Raw genomic sequence first — 21,286 nt, 5'->3', positions numbered from 1 at the left:
TTCCAAATGATTAGGTTGCAAGGGTTTTTCCCGACATGCGGCACGGGGGCACGACCGGGGTGGACGGTAGGGTCGCAACCTTCCATCGCAGCCGCAGGCGGGCGTCCGGTTCCGGAGGGTGCACTGTGCACGGTGATCGGATGCCGGCGGTCGGGCAGCCCTGGCCCAGACATGGCGAAGGCCGCTAACCCGTTGAGGTTAGCGGCCTTCAGGATGGTGGGCGCGACAGGGATTGAACCTGTGACCCCTACGATGTCAACGTAGTGCTCTCCCGCTGAGCTACGCGCCCATCCGACTGTCCGACCGTCACCGGCCGTGCGGTGGCGCGGTGTTTAGCACCATGCGGCGGGGGAGGCAACACCTACGTTCACATTTTTTTGCGGCGCGATTTTCCCGCCCCGCGACGGACCGCGACGCCGCCGCCGCTGTTGTCCCCGGGCAGGCCACACAGGCGCGGCGTGACAGCGGCGCGCCGGTCGATTACATCACTGACGTCATGGATGCGCCCTCCGACGCCGAAACCGCCATCGACCGCGTGTACGACATCCAGGCCCCACAGGAGCAGACGCTGCCCCTCGTGGTCGCCTCGCCACACAGCGGCCGGTTCTACCCGCCCGAATTCCTGGCCGCCGCGCGGCTGGACGGACGGACCCTGCGCAAATCCGAAGACGCCTTCGTGGACGAGATCTTCGCCGCCGCGCCCCGCCTCGGCGCGCCGCTGTTGCGGGCGCTGTTCCCGCGGGCCTTCCTCGACGCCAACCGCGAGGCCTTTGAGCTGGACCCGGAGATGTTCGCCGACAGCCTGCCGGCCTACGTCAACACCCGCTCGCCGCGCGTTGCCGCCGGTCTCGGCACCATCGCCCGCGTCGTCGCCAACGGCGAGGAGATCTACCGCGGCAAGCTGCGCTTCGCCGAGGCGGTGCAGCGGATCGCCCGCTTCTATCAACCCTACCACGCCGCCCTGAAGGACCTGATCGACGCCAGCACCGGGCGCTTCGGCCACTGCGTCCTGATCGACAGCCACTCCATGCCGTCGGCCGGCTCGGCCGAGCGGGAGCGCGACGGGCGGCGGGTCGACCTCGTGCTCGGCGACTGCTTCGGCAGCGCCTGCGCGCCCGTCGTCATCGACACCGCCGAGCGGCTGCTGCGCTCCAAGGGCTACACGGTCAACCGCAACGCCCCCTACGCCGGCGGCTTCACCACCCGCCACTACGGCCGGCCGCGCACCGGCGTGCACGCCCTGCAGATCGAGATCAACCGCGATCTCTACATGGACGAGGCGACGCTCGACCGCCTGCCCTTCCTGCCCACGCTGGCCGAACACATGGCGGAACTGGTCACCACTCTCGGCGCCATCGACGGCGGCCTGCTGCGCCGCCGCTGAGCGTTTCCCAATCCCCTGATCCGCAAAGAAAAAAGGCCGCGGGGAAAGCCCCGCGGCCCGAGTCTAGGGAGGAAACGCCCAAGAAGTGCGTTACGCCACCGACCGCGTCGAAACACGACCGATGTCGCACTGCACAATATGATCCCCATCCTGGAATTGATCAAGAGGGAAAAAACTTTCACAGCGCTAGCAAGTGGTTAGCCCGCCCATCGGCATACAGACGCTCCCCGCCCGACATAAGACGTGCTGCACCGCACAACATACCGTCGGGTTAGTTTCACCTCGAAACGGATAGGATGCGGCGGCGGGCCGCAACGGGAACCAAGCGCTCCGGGGGGCCGTTTTGCCTGGGCACGAGATGGCAGGGTCCACCACCACCGGGAGTGTCAGGCGTGAGCAGACTGGTCGTCGTGTCCAACCGCGTCGCCCCCATCGACGAGGGCAAGCAGACGGCGGGCGGGCTGGCGGTCGCCGTGCTGGCCGCGCTGAAGAAGAGCGGCGGCATCTGGTTCGGCTGGAGCGGCACCGTCGTCGAGGACGAGTCGCAGAGCGAACCCACCCGCACGGACGCCGGCCGCCTCACCTACGCCACGCTCGACCTCGGCCGCCGCGACTTCGAGGAATACTACAACGGCTTCGCCAACCAGACGCTGTGGCCGCTGTTCCACTACCGCCTCGGCCTGGTCTCGGTGGACCGGCGGACGCGCGAGGGCTACCAGCGGGTCAACGGCATCTTCGCCGACCGGCTGGCGCCGCTGCTGCACCCGGACGACATGGTGTGGGTGCACGACTACCACCTGATCCCGCTGGGCGAGGAATTGCGCACCCGCGGCTGCGGCCAGCGCCTCGGCTTCTTCCTGCACACGCCGTTCCCGGCGCCGGAGGTGCTGAAGGTCCTGCCCAACCACGCCGATCTCGTGCGCCAGCTGTGCGCCTACGACCTCCTGGGCTTCCACACGGAGGTCGATCTCAGGTGCTTCGCCAACTACATCCGCTACGAGGCGCGCGGCGAGGTGGACGAGCGCGGCCATGACGGCGGTCAGGGGGGCGGGATCCGCATCCGCGCCTTCGGCCGCACGCTGCTGGCGTGCGCCTTCCCGATCAGCATCGACACCGCGAACCTGGAGAGCCTGGCGCAGACCGCCGCCCGCTCCCGCCACGCCGAGCGGCTGCGCGAAAGCCTGGCCGGGCGGCGCCTCATCATCGGCGTCGACCGCCTCGACTACTCCAAGGGCCTGCCGAAGCGGTTCGAGGCGTTCCAGCAACTGATGGAGACCTACCCCGAGCACTGCAACCGCGTCTCCTTCCTGCAGATCGCCCCGCCGTCCCGCGAGGATGTGCCGGAGTACATCGCCATCCGCCGCGAACTGTCGGAGCTGTCGGGCCGCATCAACGGCCACTTCGCCGAGTTCGACTGGGTGCCGATCCGCTACCTCAACAAGAGCTTCGGGCGCCGCATCCTCGCCGGCTTCTACCGGCAGGCGCACATCGGGCTGGTCACGCCGTTGCGCGACGGCATGAACCTTGTGGCGAAGGAATACGTGGCATGCCAGGATCCGGGGAATCCGGGCGTGCTGGTGCTCTCGGAGTTCGCCGGGGCAGCGCTGGAGCTGGCGCAAGCGTTGATCGTCAACCCCTACGACACCGAGGGGGTGGCCGACGCCTTGCAGCGCGGGCTGACCATGCCCCTGGAGGAACGCAAGGAGCGCCACGCCGCCCTGATGGGGACCTTGCGCCGCAACGACATCACCGCGTGGCGCGAGTCCTACGTCAACGCCCTGACACGAGCCCCCTATTCATGAGCGACCCTTCCAGTCTGGCACTCGTCGCCGACATCGGCGGCACCAACGCCCGCTTCGGCCTGATCGACGACACCGGCGTCCACGAGTCGCGGATCTTCCGCTGCGCCGACTTCCCCTCGCTGGCGGCGGTGGCGGCGGCCTACCTGACCACGGTGCCGGCCAACGCCCGGCCGCGGCAGGCGGCGTTCTGCGTCGCCGGGCCGGTCACCGGCGACCTCATCGAGATCACCAACCTGCGCTGGACCTTCTCGGTCGATCAGGTGCGCGCCGCGCTGGGACTGGAGCGGCTGAAGGTCATCAACGACTTCACCGCGGTGGCGCTGTGCATCCCGCGCCTGCGCGAGGGCGACCGCGTCCAGGTCGGCGACGGCAGCCCGGAGCCGGGCGCGGTGGTCGGCATCCTGGGGCCGGGCAGCGGGCTGGGCGCGTCGGGGCTGGTGCCGGGACCCCGGGGCTGGACCGCGCTGTCCGGCGAGGGCGGCCACACCACCATGGCGCCGATCAGCGACCGCGAGAGCGCCGTGCTGGCGCAGCTGCGCAAGACCTACGACCACGTCTCGGCGGAGCGCGTGCTGTCCGGTCCCGGGCTGGTCAACCTGTACGCGGCGCTGTCGATCATCGACGGCCACGAACCAGCCAGGCTGACCCCGGCCGAGGTGGCGGAGAAGGGTGCCTCCGGTGCGGAGCCGCACTGCGCGGAGGCGGTGGAGATGTTCTGCGCCATGCTCGGCACCGTGGCCGGCAACCTGGCGCTGACGCTGGGCGCGCGCGGCGGCGTCTACATCGCCGGCGGCATCGTGCCGAAGCTGGGGCCGGTGTTCACCCACTCGCGCTTCCGCAAGCGCTTCACCGAGAAGGGCCGGATGCGCGACTTCCTGGCGCCGATCCCGACCTACGTGATCACCCACGAGCTGCCGGCGTTCCTGGGGCTGGCGGAGGCGCTGGCACAATCCTGACGCTTCCCGTTTTCGTCATGGCCGGGCTTGTCCCGGCCATCCACGACCACGCCTCTTCCGAAGATCCAGGTGCGTGGATGCCCGGGACAAGCCCCATGGGCGCTCAGTTTAGCTTCTGGATGCCACTTCAAACCCTTTTTTTGGCCGTCATCCCCGCGCAGGCGGGGATCCAGAAAGAGCCCCGGCAGGGGCGACATGACTCATGTGGCTCGCGGACGCGAGCACTGGATCCCCGCCTGCGCGGGGATGACGGGTTGAGAAGGTGAATGGTCGCTAGAAAACGCCCACGAACCGCTAACTTAGCTCCCATGGGGCAAGCCCGGGCATGATGATTGAAGAAAGACATCGCCTACCGCCCCAGCCGCTCCACCGCCAGCCGCAGGTCGGCGTGGAAGGCCGGCAGTTCCACCAGCTGCCCGCGCAGCAGGTAGCTGGGGTGGAAGGTCGGCACCACCTCGCCCCCCTCCACCATGCGGCAGGGCAGCACCGTGCCGCGCAGCTGCAGGATGCCGTTCTGTCCGGTCAGCGCCCAGGTCGGCGTGCGGCCCAGCGCGACGACGACCGAGGGGCCGTACTCCCGCAGCGTCGCCTGCAGATGCCCGATGTCGCCGGCGAACTCGGCCAGCGGCCAGTCGGAGGTGCCGAACGCCCCCCAGCGCTCCTCGATGCCGCGCCCCTCCTTCCTCGCCCGGGTGCGCGAGGCGAAGAAGTGGCCGACCTTGTTGCCCGGCGGCTGGCGGCGGAACACGTTGGCGACGAGGCAGCGCGCCCGCTCGATCCCGACCTGCTTCAGGCTCTCGTTGAGCAGCTGGCCGCTGCGCCCGGCGAAGGGGATGCCCTGGCGCACCTCCTCGGCCCCCGGCGCCTCGCCGACGATGGCGAGCCGCGGCCCCTCGGGGGGAAGCGAGGGGAACTGGTAGTCGACGAAGGGCCATTCCATGGTCATGTCGGGTCGTCCGGTCGGGTGGTTCCGCCGGAGAACAGGCGGAACGCGGCAAGGGTTCACCGCAGCCTATAGCCCAGCTGGCGCTCCCCCTCAACGCAGGCTTGCCGAAGCGGCCGCCGGACCCCAGGTCAGCACTGTGACGACACAAGGGAGAGAGACGATGGCGACGGCCGAAGCCCCCCGCCCCGAACCGGGCCGCCCCGAACAGCTTCGTGACGAGGACGGCCTGGTCTGCGACCTCGCATCCGGCAAGTGCGAGCCCTGCCGCGGCGGCATCCCGCCGATGGACCGCACGATGATCCAGCGCTACCTCGTCCGGGTGCCGGGCTGGAGCGTGGCGGAGACCCCGGACCGGCTGGTCCGCACCTTCAGGTTCGACGACTTCCGCACCGCCCAGGCCTTCGCCGTGGGCGTCGGCGACCTGTGCGAGGAGGAGGGCCACCACGCCGACATCCACCACGGCTGGGGCTATTGCACGGTCGAGTTCTGGACGCACAAGATCAACGGCCTGCACGAGAACGACTTCATCATGGCGGCCAAGGTGGACGGGCTGTACTCCGGCCCCTATGTACCCGCCTCCGCCTCCATGGGCGAGGCGGTGCCGACCGCGCGCTGAGCGGGGCGGGCTTGGCGGAAGACCCTGTCTCGGGTAGGGTCTCGCCATCCCCTCTCCCAGCGACAGGCCTCTCCCGTGACCGACGCCGACGCGCTGCGCTCCTGGATCGGCCGCACCGAGCGGCGGCGCGACACGCTCTCCCCCTGGCCGCTGGTCGGACTGGCGGCGACGCTCGACCGCGAGGATCAGCCTCCCCGGCCCGGCGACCCGCTGCCGCCCGGCGCGCACTGGCTGTACTTCCTGGAGGCGGCGCCGATGAGCCGGCTCGGCCCCGACGGGCATCCGCAGCGCGGCGGCTTCCTGCCGCCGGTGGCGCTGCCGCGGCGGATGTGGGCCGGTGGGCGCTTGACCTTCCACGCCCCGCTGCGCGTCGGCGACGACGCCGAGCGCGTGTCGGAGGTGGCCGACATCAAGGTGCGCACCGGCCGCACCGGCGAACTGGTCTTCGTCATGGTGCGCCATACGATCAGCGGTCCGCGCGGCGTCGCGCTGGTGGAGGAGCACGACATCGTCTACCGCGACCACCTGCCGCCCGGCGCCGCCCCGCCGCCGCCGCCGCCCGCCCCGGCCGATGCGGCGTGGAGCGAGACGGCGCACCCCAGCCCGACGCTGCTGTTCCGCTACTCGGCGCTGACCTTCAACGGCCACCGCATCCACTACGACCGCCGCTACGCCATGGAGGAGGAGGGCTACCCCGGCCTCGTGGTGCACGGGCCGCTGATGGCGACGCTGCTGCTCGACGCCGCCGGGCGGCTGCGGCCGGGGCGGACGCCGGCACGCTTCGCCTACCGGGTGCTGGCGCCGGTGTTCGACACCGCGCCCTTCACGCTGAACGCCCGCCCGGACGGCGACGGCCTCGCGCTGTGGGTGGCCGGCCCGGCGGGCGAGCTGGCCCTGCGGGCGGACGCGGCGTTCTGACGGCGGAACCGGCCGCCCCGCCCCCCTGTTGGCCCCGGTACCGGAACCGGAGGCCCGCATGACCCAGGACATCCCCGAGCGCAAGCCCGATACCGCCAAGGACAAGGCGCCCAAGGACAAGGCGGACATCACCATGCCGCCGCGCTGCGACGAGTACAGCGGCGGCGGCGGCTCCTTCCCCGACACCCGCAACCGCGCCGAGCCCGGCCATAGGAACGGCGACTGCGACCGCATCGGCAACGCGCCCGACTGACGAGGCGGGGTAGCCCCGCCGCCGCGCGGGCGCGTCCGCCCCCTCCCCCAAATTGGCCGTAGCCAGCGGCGGCGCGCCAGGATAGAACCGCGGCATCGCAGCCACGGACCGCGACGGGACATGCTGAAGCGCCTCTACGACTGGACGATGGAGAAGGCCGCCTCGAAGAACAGCCGCACCTGGCTGGCGGCGGTGTCCTTCGCCGAAAGCTCGTTCTTCCCGATCCCGCCGGACCTGCTGATGGTCCCCATGGTCCTGGCGGACCGCCGCAACGCGTGGCGGATCGCGGCGCTGGCGACCCTCGCCTCGGTGGTCGGCGGCATCGCCGGCTACATGATCGGCTACTTCCTGTACGAGACCATCGGGCGGTGGGTGATCGACGTCTACCACCTGACCGACCGGTTCGAGGCGCTGCGCCAGACCTTCCGCGACTACGGCGCCGAGATCCTGATCATCAAGGGGATGACGCCGATCCCCTACAAGCTGCTGACCATCACCGCCGGTGTCGCCGAGCTGAACATCTGGGTGTTCATCGGCGCGTCGATCATCTCGCGCTCCATGCGCTTCTTCCTGGTGGCCGGCCTGCTGTACTTCTTCGGCAACCCGATCCGCGACTTCATCGAGAAGCGCCTGACCCTGGTCACCAGCGTCTTTGCCGTGGCGCTGGTCGGCGGCTTCCTGGTGGTGAAGCTGCTGTAACGCCGGTCAGGCGGGGAACGCCTCCAAGTGGACGATCCGGTCCTGCCAGGGGCTCCCCGCGACGCGCTCGATGAACCGGAGGTCCGCAGTGGCGACACGGCACATCTCCCGTTCGGCGAGCGCAAGGTAGAAGCAGTCGTAGATGGGGTGCCCCAGCTCGCGCGCCATACTGACGGCAAGCGGCGCCAAGCCGTCTAGGGGCCATAGCCTCGAAAAGGCTAGCCCGATCCGGTTTGCGATCCGGACCTCCTCGCCCTCGGGAAGCACGTTGACCCGGACGAGCCGCCATGCGGCGTTGCAGACCTCCGCCACCACCAAGTCGGGCGCGATCAGGTCCATCCCGCTTGCCACCAGAGATCGCGCCCGAAGCGAGCCTTCTTCATCGACGAACCACTTCAGGGCGACGCTGGCATCGATCACGCAGGTCATCGGGAGTCGCGATCCTGCCGGATCAGGTCCTCCGCCAGCGGATGGGGGCCCGGCCGCGTCTTCATCCGGACCTCGTCGAACAGGGCCAGTTTCTCTTCGGCGGTCAGACGTTTCGGCACGACTTGCGCCAGAACGTCACGCGCCTCGTCCTCGACCGATCGGCCGTGAAGCTCCGCCCGGCTCCTGAGCGTTTCAAAGACCGATTCGTCCAGGTCGCGAATGGTGATGTGGCCCACGTCCGCCTCCTCCGGCATCCGTCTATAAGGTAATCCACGGCGCCCCGGCGCTCAACACGGCGCCCGAGACACCCCCGCCCCTTCCCCTGTTGCCACCGGTGACGGAGCGATGGGAGGAACGGCATCATGAACACGTTGCAGGGCGCCTCGGTCGTGCTGACGGGCGCGTCGAGCGGCATCGGGCGAGCCGCGGCGCAGGCGTTCGCGCGCCACGGCGCGCAGCTGGTGCTGGCGGCGCGGCGCGGCGGCTTGCTGGAGGAGGTGGCGGAGGAGTGCCGCGCGCTCGGCGGCGAGGCCATCGCCGTGCCCACCGACGTCACCGACGCCGACGCGGTGCACGGGCTGGCGCGGCGCGCGCTGGAGACCTATGGCAGCATCGACGTCTGGGTGAACAACGCCGGCACCGGCGCCGTCGGCCGCTTCGAGGAGACGCCCGTCGAGGCGCACCGCCGCGTCATCGAGACCAACCTGCTGGGCCCCCTCTACGGCAGCCACGCGGTGATGCCGGTGTTCCGCCGCCTGGGGCGCGGCGTGCTGATCACCACCATCTCGGTCGGCGCCTACACCCCGGCCCCCTACGCCGCCGCCTACGCCGCCAGCAAGTTCGGCCTGGAGGGCCTGCTGGAGAGCCTGCGCGCCGAGGTCGGCGACCAGCCGGGCATCCAGGTCTGCGGCATCTACCCGTCCTTCACCGACACGCCGGGCATCCGGCACGGCGCCAACTACACCGGCCACGCGCTGGAGCCGGAGAGCCCGTTCTACGACGACCCGGAGGACGTGGCGGAGACCATCGTCGCCGTGGCGCTGCGCCCGCGCCCGCGCACCACCGTCGGCGCGCTGGCCAAGCTGGCGCTGCTCGGCCACGTGGTGGCGCCGCGGCTGATGGAGCGCATCGGCGGCTATGGCGCCCGCCGCCACTTCGGCCGCACCCCGCCGGCCCCGGTCACCGACGGCAACCTGTTCGAACCGATGGAGGAAGGCCGCGGCGTGCACGGCGGCTTCTATCGTCCAGCGCCGCCCTGGGCCGCGCCGGCGGTCATGGCCGGGGTGGCGGTGGTCGCGGCGGCGACCTACGCCGGGCTGCGGCGGCGGCACTAAGCGGTTGGCGCGGGGGCGGCGCTTGCGCCACACTGCGCGCCATGCCGAAGCCCCCCGCCCCCCGCAAGCCCGCGCCGGCCCGCACCCGCCGGCCGGCCGCCGCCCCACCGTCCCAGCGCCCGCACGCCCCCCATCACGCCGAGGAGCACCGCAAGCTGTTCCGCGTCGCCGGACTGGCCGCCGTGTCGGCGCTGTTCGAGCGCGAGCCGGAGCGGGTCGAGCGGCTGTTCTTCGACGAGCGCCTGAAGGACGCGGTCGGCGCCTTCTGCCAGCGCCTCGCCCGCGCGCGGCGGCCCTACCGCATGGTGGAGGGCGACGAGCTGGCGCGCGTCGCCGGCACCCCGATGCACGGCGGCGTGGTGGCGTTGATCGAGCCGCGGCCGGTGCCGGCCTTCGACCCGGAAGCCGCCAGGCGCTGGGTCGCCGACAAGCGGCCGCTGCTGATCCTCGACGGCGTCGGCAACCCGCACAACCTCGGCGCCATCGTGCGCACCGCGGCGTTCTTCGGGTTTCCGCGGCTGATCCTCTCCGACCACCCGGCCCAGGCCCTGCCGTCGGAGGCCGGCTACCGCGTCGCCGAGGGCGGCTTCGAGTGGCTGGAGGTCTACCGCGCCGAGCGCTTCGCCACCGCGCTGAAGCGGCTGAAGGGCGTCTACCGGGTGGTCGGCACCGCGCTCAGCCCGCACGCCCGGCCGCCCGCCGCGCTGGCCCCGGGCAAGGACGGCCGCCCGGTCGCCCTGGTGCTCGGCAACGAGGAGGAGGGGCTGCCGCCCGCCACGCTGGCCGCCTGCGACGAGGTGGTGATGATCCCCGGGGCCGGGCGCGTGCAGTCGCTCAACGTCGCGGCCACCGCGGCGATCCTCATCCACGCGCTGGCATCGCCGGAATCTCTGCGACTTTCCGCAGATACATGATATAGGTCACATACAACGATAGAGTGCCCGTCGTACGACCGACGAGTCGCCGGCCGCGAGGCGGCCACGGCCGATGCCACCCCGTCCGATCCGTTAGCCGACGCCGCACCCGCATGGCACCCGATACCCACATGGCCTTTCAGGTCGACGCCGTGCAGAGGCCGAAGGCCGCCGCGCCCCCGACCCGGCTGAACCCGCGGGTGCTGCTGCTGGCCCTCGCGGTGCTGACCGCCGCCATCCTCGGCGCCGCGTGGTGGATGGCCGGGGAGTTCGCCGCCTCGGCGCGCAGCGTCGCCGCCCGCCACCTCGCCACCATCGTCGACCTGCGCATGGAGCAGGTGATCGACTGGCAGGGCGACCGTGCCGGCGCCGCCAGGGTGATCCACGGCGACACCGTGCTGGGCGAATGGATCGGCGAGCTGTTCGGCGGCATCGCGTCGGAGGACCGCATCGCCGCGCTGTCCGGCCGCCTCGCCTCGGTGCGCGAGGGCTACGGCTACCACGCGGTGACGCTGTACGACCGCGAGGGCCGGGCGTGGCTGGGCGCCGACGACGGGCAGCCCGCGCCGCCCGTCGGCGCCGCCGACGCGATTCTGGTCCGCCAGGCGCTGACGGGCAAGCGGATCGTCAACTCCGACCTGATGGTCTTCGCCCGCCCGACCGAGGAGGCGGCACCGCGCGTCGCCGCGCACCTGCACAGCGCGGTGCCGCTGCACCGCCACGGCAGCGACGAGCCGGTCGGCGTCCTGGTGCTGAGCCACGACGCCACCGGCGCGCTGGCCGCCTACCTGCAGGGGGTCGAGACGTCGGGGCCGCGCGTCGACCTGCGGCTGGTGCCCGACCAGCCGGGCGACACCCCGGTGGTCGGTGCCGGCGCCCACCTCGGCACGCTGGAGCGCCTGGGCCCGGCCACGCCCGCCGCCTACGCCGAGACCCGGCGGGCCGGCGAAGCCGCGGTGGCCACCCGCGGCGAGTCCGGCCGGCCGCTGCTCGCCATCGCCCGCGCCATTCCCGAGACGTCCTGGCAACTCGTCGCCCGCATCGAGATGCGCGCGATCGAGGACGCCAACCTGCGCGAACGCAACCAGCTGCTGGCGCTGGCGCTGGCCGGCGTCGTCCTGGTGGCCTCGGTGCTGGTGGCGCTGCGCCGCGACCACGAGCTGAACGTCGCCCGCACCCGGCTGGCCGCGCAGGCCTCGCTCGACGAGAGCGAGGCGCGCTTCCACATGTTCATGGACAACTCCCCCGCCATCGCCTTCCTGAAGGACGAGTCCGGCCGGCTGCTCTACACCAACGTCGCCTTCCGCCGCGCGTTCGGCTTCGACGACCGGGAGTGGCTCGGCCGCGCGACGGAGGAGCTGTGGCCGGCGGCCACCGCCGGCGCGCTGATGCGCAACGACCGCATGGTGCTGGAGACCGACGCCCCCGGCCTGTTCGAGCAGGACTTCACCGACGCGCGCGGCACCACGGTGTGGCTGGTCTCCAAGTTCCCGTTCCGCGATTCGTCCGGGCGCCGCTTCCTCGGCGGCACCGCGGTGGACATCACCGAGCGCCGCCGGCAGGAGGAGGCGCTGCGCCGCCGCACCATGGCGCTGGCGGCGTCCAGCCGCTGCGGCGACATCCTCGCCCGCGACCTGCCGGAGGAGTCGCTGCTGGCCGAGATCTGCCGCGCCATCGTCGAGGAGACCGGCTGCCGCCTCGCCTGGGTCGGCTACGCGCTCGACGACGCGGCGCAGTCCGTGCGCGCCATGGCGCGGGCCGGCGTGGACGCCGGCTACGTGGACGGGGTGGCGATGTGCTGGGCCGACACCGAGCGGGGCCGCGGCCCGATGGGCACGGCGATCCGCACCGGCCGGCCGGTGGTGGTGCGCGACATCCGCACGGATCCCGCCTTCCGGCCCTGGCGCGAGGAGGCGACGCGGCGCGGCTTCGGCTCGGTCCTCGGCCTGCCGATCGCGCTGGGCGAGCCGGGGGCGGCGACGGCGGAGGCCGGCGGGCACGTCATCGGCGCGCTGAACGTCTACGCCGCGTCCACCGACGCCTTCGGCGCCGAGGACGTCGCGCTGTTCGGCGAACTGGCGGCCAAGCTGGCGCTGGGCATCGCCCGCGAGCGCGAGCGCGCCGAGCGCCGGCGCGTCGAGGCGGCCCTGCGCGAGAGCGAGCAGCGCTACCGCCGCCTGTTCACCGGCGCCAAGGCGGTGGAGATGCTGATCGACCCGGCCGACGGCCGCATCGTCGACGCCAATCAGGCGGCCGAACGGTTCTACGGCTGGCCGTGCGCCACGCTGACGGCGATGCGCATCGCCGACATCAACTGCCTGACGGCGGAGGAGATCGCCAGGGAGATGGCGACCGCCCGCGCCCAGGAGCGCTCGCATTTCGAGTTCCGCCACCGGCTGGCCTCCGGCGAGGTGCGCGACGTGGAGGTGCACTCCGGCCCGATCATGGTCGGCGACCGCGAGCTGCTGTACTCCATCGTGCACGACGTCACCGACCGCCGCCGCGCCGAGCGCGCGCTGGTCGAGACCACGGCGGCGCTGGAGCGCTCGAACGCCGAGCTGCAGCGCCTCGCCATGCAGGACGCGCTGACCGGCGTCTCCAACCGCCGCCACTTCACCGCGGTGGCCGAGCGCGACATCGCGCTGGCGCGCCGGCACCACCGGCCGCTCAGCGTGCTGATGATCGACATCGACCACTTCAAGACGGTGAACGACACGCACGGCCACGCGGTGGGCGACGAGGTGCTGCGCGCGCTGGTCGGCGTGATGCAGACGGTGCTGCGCGCCACCGACCATCTCGGCCGCCACGGCGGCGAGGAGTTCGTGGTGCTGCTGCCCGACACCACACTCGACGGCGCCACCGCCTCGGCCGAGCGGCTGCGCGCCGCCGTCGCCGGCACGGCGCTGGCCGGCCGCGAGGGCGCGCCGCTCGCCTGCACCATCAGCGTCGGCGCGACCGAGTGGAGCCCCGCCGACGCCACCATCGAGGCGGCACTCAAGCGCGCCGACGCCGCGCTCTACGAGGCCAAGGCCGCCGGCCGCAACGCCGTGCGCAGCGCGATGCCGGAGGCGGTGGCTTAACCGCTGCTACCCCAGCGCCACGATCAGTACCACCGCCACGATGGCGATGCACAGCATCGGCAGCAGCTCGACGCCGCCGCGGTTCCAGGTCGGTGCCCGGCGGTGGCCGTGACCGTGGTGGCCGTGCGGGTGCGGGTCGCCCATGGCGACGATGTCGGCGCGCGTGCTCGGATGCACGGTGGGGGCGGAGATCGCCGGGGCCGCCGGGCTCGCCAGATCGACGACGCCGTCGCTGTTGCCGCTGGTGGCGTCGGGGTGCGGGCGGGTCAGCATCGGGTCCACGTCCACGTCGATGCCGGCGCGCTCCAGCCGCTCCACCACCTCGGCGACCTCGGTGGCCGACATCGTGTCGATGGGCAGGGCACGACCGAGGTCCTCGATGCTCAGGCGACCGCCCTGGCGGCCGGCCTCCTCTTCCAGGCGGCGGTAGACGGTGTCGTCGATGGGCATGGGGCGGCCTCCCGTTGCTGTGTCTCGCGCACTCCTTAACGGTCGGGAGCGCCCCGGGGTCCGACAAGTCCCTCCCGGAACGCCGTCTCCGCCTCGGCCGCCAGTTCCGCCTCCCGCCCTGCGTAGCGCGGCGAGAAGTGGAAGGGCACGATCCGCCCCACCCCGGCCGCCGCGGCCAGCCGCCCGGCCTGCCCGGCGGTGAGGTGGTTGCGCTGCGCCGCCAGTTCCGCGTCGGCGTCGAGGAACGGCGCCTCGATGAACAGCGCCTCGGCGCCGCGCGCCAGATCGACGATGCGCCCCCCGTTGCGCGACGGCGGCCCGGCGTCCACCACGTAGGCGATGGCCTGCCCCGGCGTGGTGGACAAGGCACCCGCGCGCAGCCGGCCGAGCGGCAGCACCGCCTCTCCATCGCCCGGACGGGCGGCACGGATCGGGGTGTCGTCCGGCTCGCCGCGCAGCACCGCGCGCTTGAGGTCGCGCAGCCACGGCCCGGTGGTCAACCCCAGTGCCTCCAGACCGCTCTTCCAGACGTTGACGTGCGCCGGCTCCTCGACGCGCAGCGCCAGGCACGGCGTGCCGTGGTCGAGCACCGCCGCCCGCACCGTCAGCGCGTCCTCCCTCAGCAGCACGCCGTTCTCGACGCGGGCTTCCCGCTCCGCCTCGCGGGCGAAGGCACGGCGGCTGTGGAACTCGGCGCTCATCGCCGAACCGTCCGCGTGCAGCGCGGTGGCGGCGATCACGAAATCGTTCGCGTAGCCCGGCGCGAGGTTCCACGTGTAGCCGGCCAGCCGCCCGGCGACGCGGTCGACGAACCCTTCCGGCCCGAAGAGGTGCAGCGCCTTCTCCCGCCCCAGGCAGACGCGCAGCAGCCGGTCGAACCCGGCGAAATGGTCCATATGGGCGTGCGTGACGAAGGCGTGCGTCACCCGCAGCAGCGTGCGCGGCGGCACCGGCGCCAGATCGCCGAGGTCGAACAGCAGCGCGCGCCGCTCGAACAGGAACTCGACCAGCAGGCCGGGATCCTCGTCGGGCGTGTTGATCAGCCGGGGGTGCAGCAGCGGTTTCAGGGTCGGTTGTCCCGGGATGAGGGTTGCCGGCGCGGCCGGGCGGTCCAAACTTGCCACTGGGCGACCATATAAGAGCAAATCCGATGACCGGACGGGAGGCCGGACCGCCATGCTTGAACACTTCCTGCGCAAGCCCCTCACGCTGCCCACCGCCGCCGAAGCCCTGCCCGGCCGCGACCGCGCCATGCCGGTGCCCGAGCGCCACCACGTCAGCGGCCGGCCGCTCGCGCCGCCCTACCCCGAGGGGCTGGAGGTCGCCGACTTCGGCCTCGGCTGCTTCTGGGGGGCGGAGCGCAAGTTCTGGCAGGTGCCGGGCGTCTGGGTCACCGCCGTCGGCTACCAGGGCGGCGAGACGCCGAACGCCACCTACGAGGAGGTGTGCGGCGGCCGCACCGGCCACGCCGAAGTGGTGCGCGTCGTCTACGACCCGGCCAAGGTGCGCTACGAGGACCTGCTGACCGTGTTCTGGGAGAGCCACGACCCCACCCAGGGCATGCGCCAGGGCAACGACGTCGGCACCCAGTACCGCTCGGCCATCTACGTCCATTCCGAGTCGCAGCGGGCGACGGCCGAGGCCTCGCGCGCCGCCTACGGGCGGGCGCTGAAGAACGCCAGCTACGGCGCGATCACCACCGAGATCCGCGACGCCCCGCCCTTCTACTTCGCCGAGGACTACCACCAGCAGTACCTGTCGAAGAACCCCGGCGGCTACTGCGGCCTCGGCGGCACGGGGGTGAGCTGCCCGGGGTGAGGGGCGTTTACCCCCACCCCGCCCCTCCCCCGCTGGGCGGGGGAGGGCGTGAGGCGCCGCATGTCCCCTCCCCCGCCCAGCGGGGGAGGGTTGGGGTGGGGGCAAGTGATGCCGGGGAGTGACATCGCACCGCCATTCACCAAGGCTTGGTTGCAGCCGGCAGTAGGTTCCGGGTATGGTTCCGGCGGCCCTTGAAGCCGTCCCGGCACCCGACGCGAAACCGCACATTTCATGACCAAGGAAAGAACTGAGCTGTCCACGCCCGCGCTGAGCGGCCTCCTGGACTTCTGGCTCAGCAAATGCTCCGGCGGGAATCCGCCGGCGTCCAGCACGATCACGCCGGCTGAGCTGCGGCCGTGGAAGGACAACATTGTCATCTTCGAGGTCATCGGAGAGGACAACTACGTCTATTCCTACTACGGCAAGGCGCTGGAGAAGGCCTGGGGGCACTCGCGCCTCGGCCACACGCTGGACACCCTGCCCGACGACCAGCGCCGCACGCTGCACGAGGAGTACGAGACCGTGCTGCGCGAGCGCCTGCCCGTGTCGCGCGTCTACACCGGCAGCTTCGACGGCGTCGCCCGCACTTGGGAACGCCTCGTGGTGCCGCTGTCCAGCGACGCCGGCATCGTCGACAAGCTGCTGGTCGCCGCCTACGAGATGCCGACCTCCTTCCCCGTCCGCCCCTTCACCCTCGATTCCAAGCCAGCGGGAGCCACGGCATGAAGCCGCGCACGCCCCACCTGACGGCGCCCGCCACCCAGTCGGGCATCGTCTCCGCGGACGAGTTCAATCTGTGGTGCGCGCTGAACAGCCGCCCCTTCAACATCGTGCCGAACGCGCGCAGCGACGGCCACACGCTGTGGGACGTCGAGGTGCTGCCCGGCACGCCGGGCTCGGGCCGCGTGTACTCGACCAACCTGGGCGACGAGGCGCTGGCGGTGGTCGCCGGCTTCGCCTTCCTGGCCGGCGTCGAATGGGCCTACGAAGCCCGCACCGCCATGGCCGAGGAGCACCAGCAGGCCGCCGCGCCGGAGCCGGAACCCGTCCCGGCCGCCGCCACGGCGGAATCGGCCCCGGCCGAGCCGGCGGCGCCCGCCGCCACGGAGCCCCCCACTCCCATCGCCGCCCCGCTGCACGTGACCGTCCCGGCGCCCGCCGTCGAGGAGACGAAGCCGCGCGCCGCGGGCGAGCCGTACCAGCTGCCGGCCTCCACGCTGCTGCAGTCGCCGCCGCCGCGCCCGCCGCAGCAGCACGACGAGTCGCTGCTGGCGCGCAACGCCCGCATGCTGGAGACGGTGCTGAAAAACTTCCGCGTCCGCGGCGAGATCATGGACGTGCGCCCCGGCCCCGTCGTCACCCTCTACGAGTACGAGCCGGCGCCCGGCACCAAGTCGGCCACGGTCATCAACCTGACCGACGACATCGCCCGCTCGATGAGCGTGGTCACCGCCCGCATCGCCATCGTGCCCGGCCGCAGCGTCATCGGCGTCGAGCTGCCGAACCCGGTGCGCGAGATGGTCTACCTGCGCGAGATGTTCGATTCGGAGGGCTTCCGCTCGACCCACGCGCAGCTCGCCATCGCGCTGGGCAAGGACATCAGCGGCGAGCCGGTGGTCGCCGACCTCGCCCGCATGCCGCACCTGCTGGTCGCCGGCACCACCGGCTCGGGCAAGTCGGTGGCGATCAACACGATGATCCTGTCGCTGCTCTACCGACTGCCGCCGGAGCGCTGCCGCTTCATCATGATCGACCCGAAGATGCTGGAGCTGTCGGTCTACGACGGCATCCCGCACCTGCTGACCCCCGTCGTCACCGACCCGAAGAAGGCCGTGGTCGCCCTGCGCTGGGCGGTGCGCGAGATGGAGAGCCGCTACGAGGCGATGTCGCGCCTCGGCGTGCGCAACATCGAGGGCTACAACGCCCGGATCTCCGAGATGCAGGCCAAGGGCGAGAAGCTGCCGCGCCGCGTCCCCGCCGGCGAGGCCGAGACCCTGTTCGACCTGACGCCGGACGAGCCGGTGCCGCTGCCCTACATCGTGGTCATCGTCGATGAGATGGCCGACCTGATGCTGGTCGCCGGCAAGGACATCGAGGCGGCGATCCAGCGCTTGGCGCAGATGGCCCGCGCCGCCGGCATCCACCTGATCATGGCGACGCAGCGCCCGTCGGTGGACGTCATCACCGGCACCATCAAGGCGAACTTCCCGACCCGCATCAGCTTCCAGGTCACCTCGAAGATCGACAGCCGCACCATCCTCGGCGAGGCCGGGGCGGAGCAGCTGCTCGGCCAGGGCGACATGCTCTACATGCAGGGCGGCGGCCGCATCACCCGCGTGCACGGCCCCTTCGTGTCGGATTCGGAGGTCGAGGAGATCGTCCAGTTCGTCAAGGCGCAGGGCCAGCCGAACTACGTCACCGCGATCACCGAGGAAGAGGAGGAGCTGGTCGCCGACGAGGACGACGACGCGGCCGGCGGCGTCTCGGGCGACGACCTGTACATGCAGGCGGTCAACCTGGTGGTGCGCGACGGCAAGGTGTCGGTCAGCTTCATCCAGCGCCAGCTGCAGATCGGCTACAACCGCGCCGCCCGCCTGGTCGAGCGCATGGAGCAGGAACGCGTCGTCTCCGCCGCCAACCACCAGGGCAAGCGCGAGGTGCTGCTGTCGGTGGCCGGCCTGTCGGCCAAGCGCGCGGGGGTGTAGGTTCAACGGAGCCCTCCCCCGCCTCCGGCGGGGCTGGGGGAGGGCCAGACCTCGGAGGTTTCATGAAGCCCCACTTCGTCACCTTCGCGCACTACAACCGCTGGGCCAACCGCCGGCTCTACGCCGTCGCCGCGGAGCTGACCGACGCGCAGTACCGCGAGGACCGCGGCGCCTTCTTCGGGTCGCTGCGCGGCACGCTGAACCATCTGCTGGTCGGCGACCGGGTGTGGTTCAACCGCTTCACCGGCGAGGGCGTCAACCCGCCGAGCCTCGACGCCATCCTGCACGACCGCTTCGACGCGCTGCGCACCGCCCGCGAGGCGGAAGACGAGCGCATCCTCGCCTTCGCCAATTGTCTGGACGAATCGCTCCTCGACCAGCCCTTCTCCTACCGCAGCATGGACGGTTCGCCCGTCGAGCGGCCGCTCGGCCAGCTGCTGGCGCACGTCTTCAACCACCAGACGCACCACCGCGGGCAGGCGCACACGCTGCTGACGCAGTTCGGCCTCGCCGTGCCGGCGCTGGACCTCATCTACTTCCTGCGCGAATAGCCGGAACGTACCCTGAAACGGCCAAGCATCACCCGCGCCGGACCTCGACGAACATCCAGTGCGTGCATATCTTTATATGCAAGACAATTTTCTCGCCGCGGTATTATTATCTTCCTATCATCGGAGGAGATCCGATCAGGAGAACGATACATTAACCGGACGAAGCATTCCCGTGTCTTCGCCGGAAAGAACTCTCCACGGATCAGTTATACAGACACCGGGAGAGGAACCATGGTATTTCGCACCATCATGGGGGTCGGCGTCGCCGTCGGCCTGCTGGCCGCCGCGACGGCGGTGCAGGCGCAGGACGCCGCAGCCACGTCAAACGCGCAGGGGCTGAACGCGCAGGGCTGGACCCCGGCGCAGCAGGCCCAGTACTACACGGAGGACCAGGGCTCGCGGATGATTCCGCTGCGCTGGCTGCAGGCGCTCAAGCAGCGCGACCGCAAGACGCCGTTCCTCGCCGACAGCCTGGCTCGCTACGGCTATCTGCCGAACATGAATTCGGCCGCCGCCGGCCTGCCGGTCGGCTTCAACGCCACCAACGGCAACCGCAACGACAGCGTCGTCGGCATGACCTGCGCCGCCTGCCACACGCGCGACCTGCGCATCAACGGCCAGACGGTGCGCATCGACGGCGGCCCGGCGATCACCGACTTCTTCGCCTTCATGGTCGATCTGGACGACGCCGTCACCTACGCGCTGGGCAAGGGCTGGGTCGAGTTCGCGCAGAGCGTGCCCGAGCCGCGCAACAAGGCGCAGCTGCGCAAGCAGGTGCTGGAATGGGCCATCCCCTTCCACACGCTGATGAGCAAGGCGCTGACCGGCACGCCGTGGGGCCTCGCCCGCCTCGACGCGGTGTCGATGATCTACAACCGGCTGACCGGCCTCGACCTCGGGCCGCAGAAGGCCAACTACCTGATTCCCGAGAACATCCAGCCGGCCATCGCCCCGGTCCGCTACCCGTTCCTGTGGAACGCCGGCCGGCAGAACAAGACGCAGTGGCCGGGCTTCACCGACCAGACCAGCGTGCTCGCCCCGCTCGGCCGCAACATCGGCGAGGTGTTCGGCGTCTTCGGCCGCTTCAACCCGGTGAAGAGCGAGTGGCACCCGATCCTGGGCGTCAACTACTGGAACAACAACTCGGTCCAGATGACGGGCCTGAAGATCCTCGAGGATCTGATCACCACGCTGAAGCCGCCGCCCTTCCCCGGCGCCATCAACCAGACCAAGGCGAACCGCGGCCTGCAGCTCTACAACGCGGAGTGCCTGGGCTGCCACACGCTGCCCACCGGCACCGCGCGGGCGAGCTGGAACACGCCGATCCAGAACGTCGGCACCGACGGCACGGAGTGGCTGGTGCTGCCCCGCACCGCCAACCCGGGCGTGCTGACCGGCGCCTCGCTGCCGAAGGAGCTCGACCCGACCAGCGCGCCGCTGGCCAACCCGTCGCCGTCCATCGCCATCCTGCAGACCTCGGTGATGGGCAGCATCCTGCAGCACCTGCTGCCGGCGCTGCAGCCCACCGACGTCTCGCTGAAGAACATCGACGCCGACGCGCTCAACACCATGCAGTTCTTCAAGAACCGCGGCATCGACGCGCAGACCGCGACGGCGGCGGCGGCCACGGTGAACGCCGCGGACAAGCCGAAGTCGTCGGGCACCTTCTGCGACGTCGGCTACAGCCCGCCGTGCTACGAGTCGCGCGTGCTCTACGGCATCTGGTCGGCGGCGCCGTATCTGCACAACGGCTCGGTGGCGACGCTGTGGGACCTGCTGACCCCGGCCGCCCAGCGCCCGGCGACCTTCGAGATCGGCGCCGACTACGACGCGGTCAACGTCGGCCTGGCGAAGACGCAGACCGGCCTGAAGACGGTGATGAAGACCACCGGCTGCGAGGACCTGAAGTCCGGCAACAGCCGCTGCGGGCACGAGTTCGGCACCACCCTGTCCGACGAGGACAAGTGGGCGCTGGTCGAGTTCCTGAAGGGCCTGTAAGCACTCTGGAGCGAAACGCGGCGGCGGAGCGATCCGCCGCCGCGTTCTTTTTCAATGCGAACGCGCCTCAACCCAGCAGTTGCAGCGTGCCGCTGGCGGCGAACAGCACCAGCATCGCCTCGATGAGGGCGAGCAGGCCGCGCAGCATCAGCAGCACGGCGTCGGTCAGGCGGTCGCGCTGGGGGAAGACGTCGGTGACCATCTCCACCACGGCGCGGCGCAGGCGCGCGGTCGCCGTGCCGGTGACCAGCAGCATGACCGGGGAACCGACCAGGAAGTACGCCACGCCCTTCCACCAGGTGAACAGCGCCGGAGCGCCGGTGAAGGCGTAAAGGCCCGCGGCGATCCACAGGACCGCCGGCCACAGGTCCACCGGCCCCAGACTGCCGGTGGGCGCCCCCCAGTGGCGGTCATCTTGCGGGCCGCCCATCGC

General features: G+C 71.4%; 21 protein-coding genes and 1 tRNA gene. 15 read left to right on the top strand and 7 right to left on the bottom strand.

The features are described 5' to 3' along the window. Positions 1 to 214 precede the first annotated feature (214 nt). Positions 215 to 289, bottom strand: a tRNA-Val gene (locus TSO221_RS07930). 207 nt (positions 290 to 496) lie between these two features. Here TSO221_RS07930 and TSO221_RS07925 point away from each other — a divergent pair. The 3 genes from TSO221_RS07925 (at position 497) to TSO221_RS07915 (ending at position 4,142) form a co-directional block, all read left to right on the top strand. After that, positions 497 to 1,384: an N-formylglutamate amidohydrolase gene (locus TSO221_RS07925; protein WP_109117944.1), complete on the top strand. Its 888-nt coding sequence runs from the start codon at positions 497 to 499 to the stop codon at positions 1,382 to 1,384. 392 nt (positions 1,385 to 1,776) lie between these two features. Beyond that, positions 1,777 to 3,186 (top strand): alpha,alpha-trehalose-phosphate synthase (UDP-forming), encoded by a 1,410-nt coding sequence (gene otsA, locus TSO221_RS07920; protein WP_109117943.1) that lies wholly within the window; start codon positions 1,777 to 1,779, stop codon positions 3,184 to 3,186. Continuing rightward, positions 3,183 to 4,142 (top strand): glucokinase, encoded by a 960-nt coding sequence (locus tag TSO221_RS07915; protein WP_109117942.1) that lies wholly within the window; start codon positions 3,183 to 3,185, stop codon positions 4,140 to 4,142. Before otsA ends, TSO221_RS07915 begins: the two co-directional genes overlap by 4 nt. 349 nt (positions 4,143 to 4,491) lie before the next feature. On the opposite strand, the gene TSO221_RS07905 is transcribed toward TSO221_RS07915, so the two are convergent. Further along, on the bottom strand, positions 4,492 to 5,088 hold the full coding sequence (locus TSO221_RS07905) for a uracil-DNA glycosylase (RefSeq protein WP_109117940.1): 597 nt from the start codon (positions 5,086 to 5,088) through the stop codon (positions 4,492 to 4,494). 160 nt (positions 5,089 to 5,248) lie between these two features. Between TSO221_RS07905 and TSO221_RS07900 the strand changes: the two genes are divergently transcribed. From TSO221_RS07900 to TSO221_RS07885, 4 genes are all read left to right on the top strand, one after another. Next, complete coding sequence (locus TSO221_RS07900; RefSeq protein WP_109117939.1) at positions 5,249 to 5,704, top strand: 4a-hydroxytetrahydrobiopterin dehydratase; 456 nt, start codon at positions 5,249 to 5,251, stop codon at positions 5,702 to 5,704. A 75-nt stretch (positions 5,705 to 5,779) separates the two neighbouring features. Continuing rightward, a complete protein-coding gene (locus TSO221_RS07895; protein WP_199229410.1) occupies positions 5,780 to 6,622 on the top strand; it encodes a MaoC family dehydratase N-terminal domain-containing protein in 843 nt (280 codons plus the stop codon). A 58-nt stretch (positions 6,623 to 6,680) separates the two neighbouring features. Then, on the top strand, positions 6,681 to 6,875 hold the full coding sequence (locus TSO221_RS07890; protein ID WP_109117937.1) for a hypothetical protein: 195 nt from the start codon (positions 6,681 to 6,683) through the stop codon (positions 6,873 to 6,875). Between the two features lie 120 nt (positions 6,876 to 6,995). Then, complete coding sequence (locus tag TSO221_RS07885; RefSeq protein WP_109117936.1) at positions 6,996 to 7,574, top strand: YqaA family protein; 579 nt, start codon at positions 6,996 to 6,998, stop codon at positions 7,572 to 7,574. A 6-nt stretch (positions 7,575 to 7,580) separates the two neighbouring features. Here the strand turns inward: TSO221_RS07885 and TSO221_RS07880 are convergent, their stop codons facing one another. Beyond that, the gene (locus tag TSO221_RS07880) at positions 7,581 to 8,003 is read right to left on the bottom strand and encodes a type II toxin-antitoxin system VapC family toxin (protein ID WP_109117935.1); all 423 of its coding nucleotides are present in this window, start codon (positions 8,001 to 8,003) and stop codon (positions 7,581 to 7,583) included. Beyond that, positions 8,000 to 8,239, bottom strand: coding sequence for a plasmid stabilization protein (locus TSO221_RS07875; protein WP_146208739.1), 240 nt, complete (start codon positions 8,237 to 8,239; stop codon positions 8,000 to 8,002). Before TSO221_RS07875 ends, TSO221_RS07880 begins: the two co-directional genes overlap by 4 nt. A 126-nt stretch (positions 8,240 to 8,365) precedes the next feature. On the opposite strand from TSO221_RS07875, the gene TSO221_RS07870 reads away from it, so the two are divergent. The 3 genes from TSO221_RS07870 (at position 8,366) to TSO221_RS07860 (ending at position 13,331) form a co-directional block, all read left to right on the top strand. Further along, positions 8,366 to 9,337 carry an SDR family oxidoreductase gene (locus TSO221_RS07870; protein WP_109117933.1) on the top strand — a complete coding sequence of 324 codons (972 nt, stop codon included), beginning with the start codon at positions 8,366 to 8,368 and terminating at the stop codon, positions 9,335 to 9,337. Positions 9,338 to 9,378: 41 nt separating this feature from the next. Next, a complete protein-coding gene (locus TSO221_RS07865; protein ID WP_109117932.1) occupies positions 9,379 to 10,251 on the top strand; it encodes an RNA methyltransferase in 873 nt (290 codons plus the stop codon). Between the two features lie 131 nt (positions 10,252 to 10,382). Next, positions 10,383 to 13,331, top strand: a complete 2,949-nt coding sequence (locus tag TSO221_RS07860; protein ID WP_109117931.1) for a diguanylate cyclase — start codon at positions 10,383 to 10,385, stop codon at positions 13,329 to 13,331. Positions 13,332 to 13,337: 6 nt separating this feature from the next. Here the strand turns inward: TSO221_RS07860 and TSO221_RS07855 are convergent, their stop codons facing one another. Then, entirely contained in the window at positions 13,338 to 13,781 is a 444-nt protein-coding gene (locus tag TSO221_RS07855) for a hypothetical protein (RefSeq protein WP_109117930.1), read from the bottom strand. A gap of 35 nt (positions 13,782 to 13,816) precedes the next feature. Further along, positions 13,817 to 14,896: a hypothetical protein gene (locus TSO221_RS07850; RefSeq protein ID WP_199229409.1), complete on the bottom strand. Its 1,080-nt coding sequence runs from the start codon at positions 14,894 to 14,896 to the stop codon at positions 13,817 to 13,819. A gap of 61 nt (positions 14,897 to 14,957) precedes the next feature. Here TSO221_RS07850 and msrA point away from each other — a divergent pair, with 61 nt between their 5' ends. From msrA to TSO221_RS07825, 5 genes are all read left to right on the top strand, one after another. Beyond that, positions 14,958 to 15,599 carry a peptide-methionine (S)-S-oxide reductase MsrA gene (gene msrA / locus TSO221_RS07845; protein WP_109117929.1) on the top strand — a complete coding sequence of 214 codons (642 nt, stop codon included), beginning with the start codon at positions 14,958 to 14,960 and terminating at the stop codon, positions 15,597 to 15,599. Positions 15,600 to 15,830: 231 nt separating this feature from the next. Continuing rightward, positions 15,831 to 16,325, top strand: coding sequence for a PAS domain-containing protein (locus tag TSO221_RS07840; RefSeq protein ID WP_109117928.1), 495 nt, complete (start codon positions 15,831 to 15,833; stop codon positions 16,323 to 16,325). After that, entirely contained in the window at positions 16,322 to 18,304 is a 1,983-nt protein-coding gene (locus tag TSO221_RS07835) for a DNA translocase FtsK (RefSeq protein ID WP_109117927.1), read from the top strand. Before TSO221_RS07840 ends, TSO221_RS07835 begins: the two co-directional genes overlap by 4 nt. Positions 18,305 to 18,366: 62 nt before the next feature. Beyond that, the gene (locus TSO221_RS07830; protein ID WP_109117926.1) at positions 18,367 to 18,855 is read left to right on the top strand and encodes a DinB family protein; all 489 of its coding nucleotides are present in this window, start codon (positions 18,367 to 18,369) and stop codon (positions 18,853 to 18,855) included. Between the two features lie 231 nt (positions 18,856 to 19,086). Next, the gene (locus TSO221_RS07825) at positions 19,087 to 20,853 is read left to right on the top strand and encodes a di-heme-cytochrome C peroxidase (RefSeq protein WP_199229408.1); all 1,767 of its coding nucleotides are present in this window, start codon (positions 19,087 to 19,089) and stop codon (positions 20,851 to 20,853) included. A gap of 67 nt (positions 20,854 to 20,920) precedes the next feature. Here the strand turns inward: TSO221_RS07825 and TSO221_RS07820 are convergent, their stop codons facing one another. After that, positions 20,921 to 21,283, bottom strand: coding sequence for a hypothetical protein (locus TSO221_RS07820; RefSeq protein WP_109117925.1), 363 nt, complete (start codon positions 21,281 to 21,283; stop codon positions 20,921 to 20,923). Positions 21,284 to 21,286: the final 3 nt, after the last annotated feature.

Source organism: Azospirillum sp. TSO22-1 (assembly GCF_003116015.1).
GTDB lineage: Bacteria > Pseudomonadota > Alphaproteobacteria > Azospirillales > Azospirillaceae > Azospirillum.
This window is presented reverse-complemented; position numbering and strand designations above follow the sequence as displayed.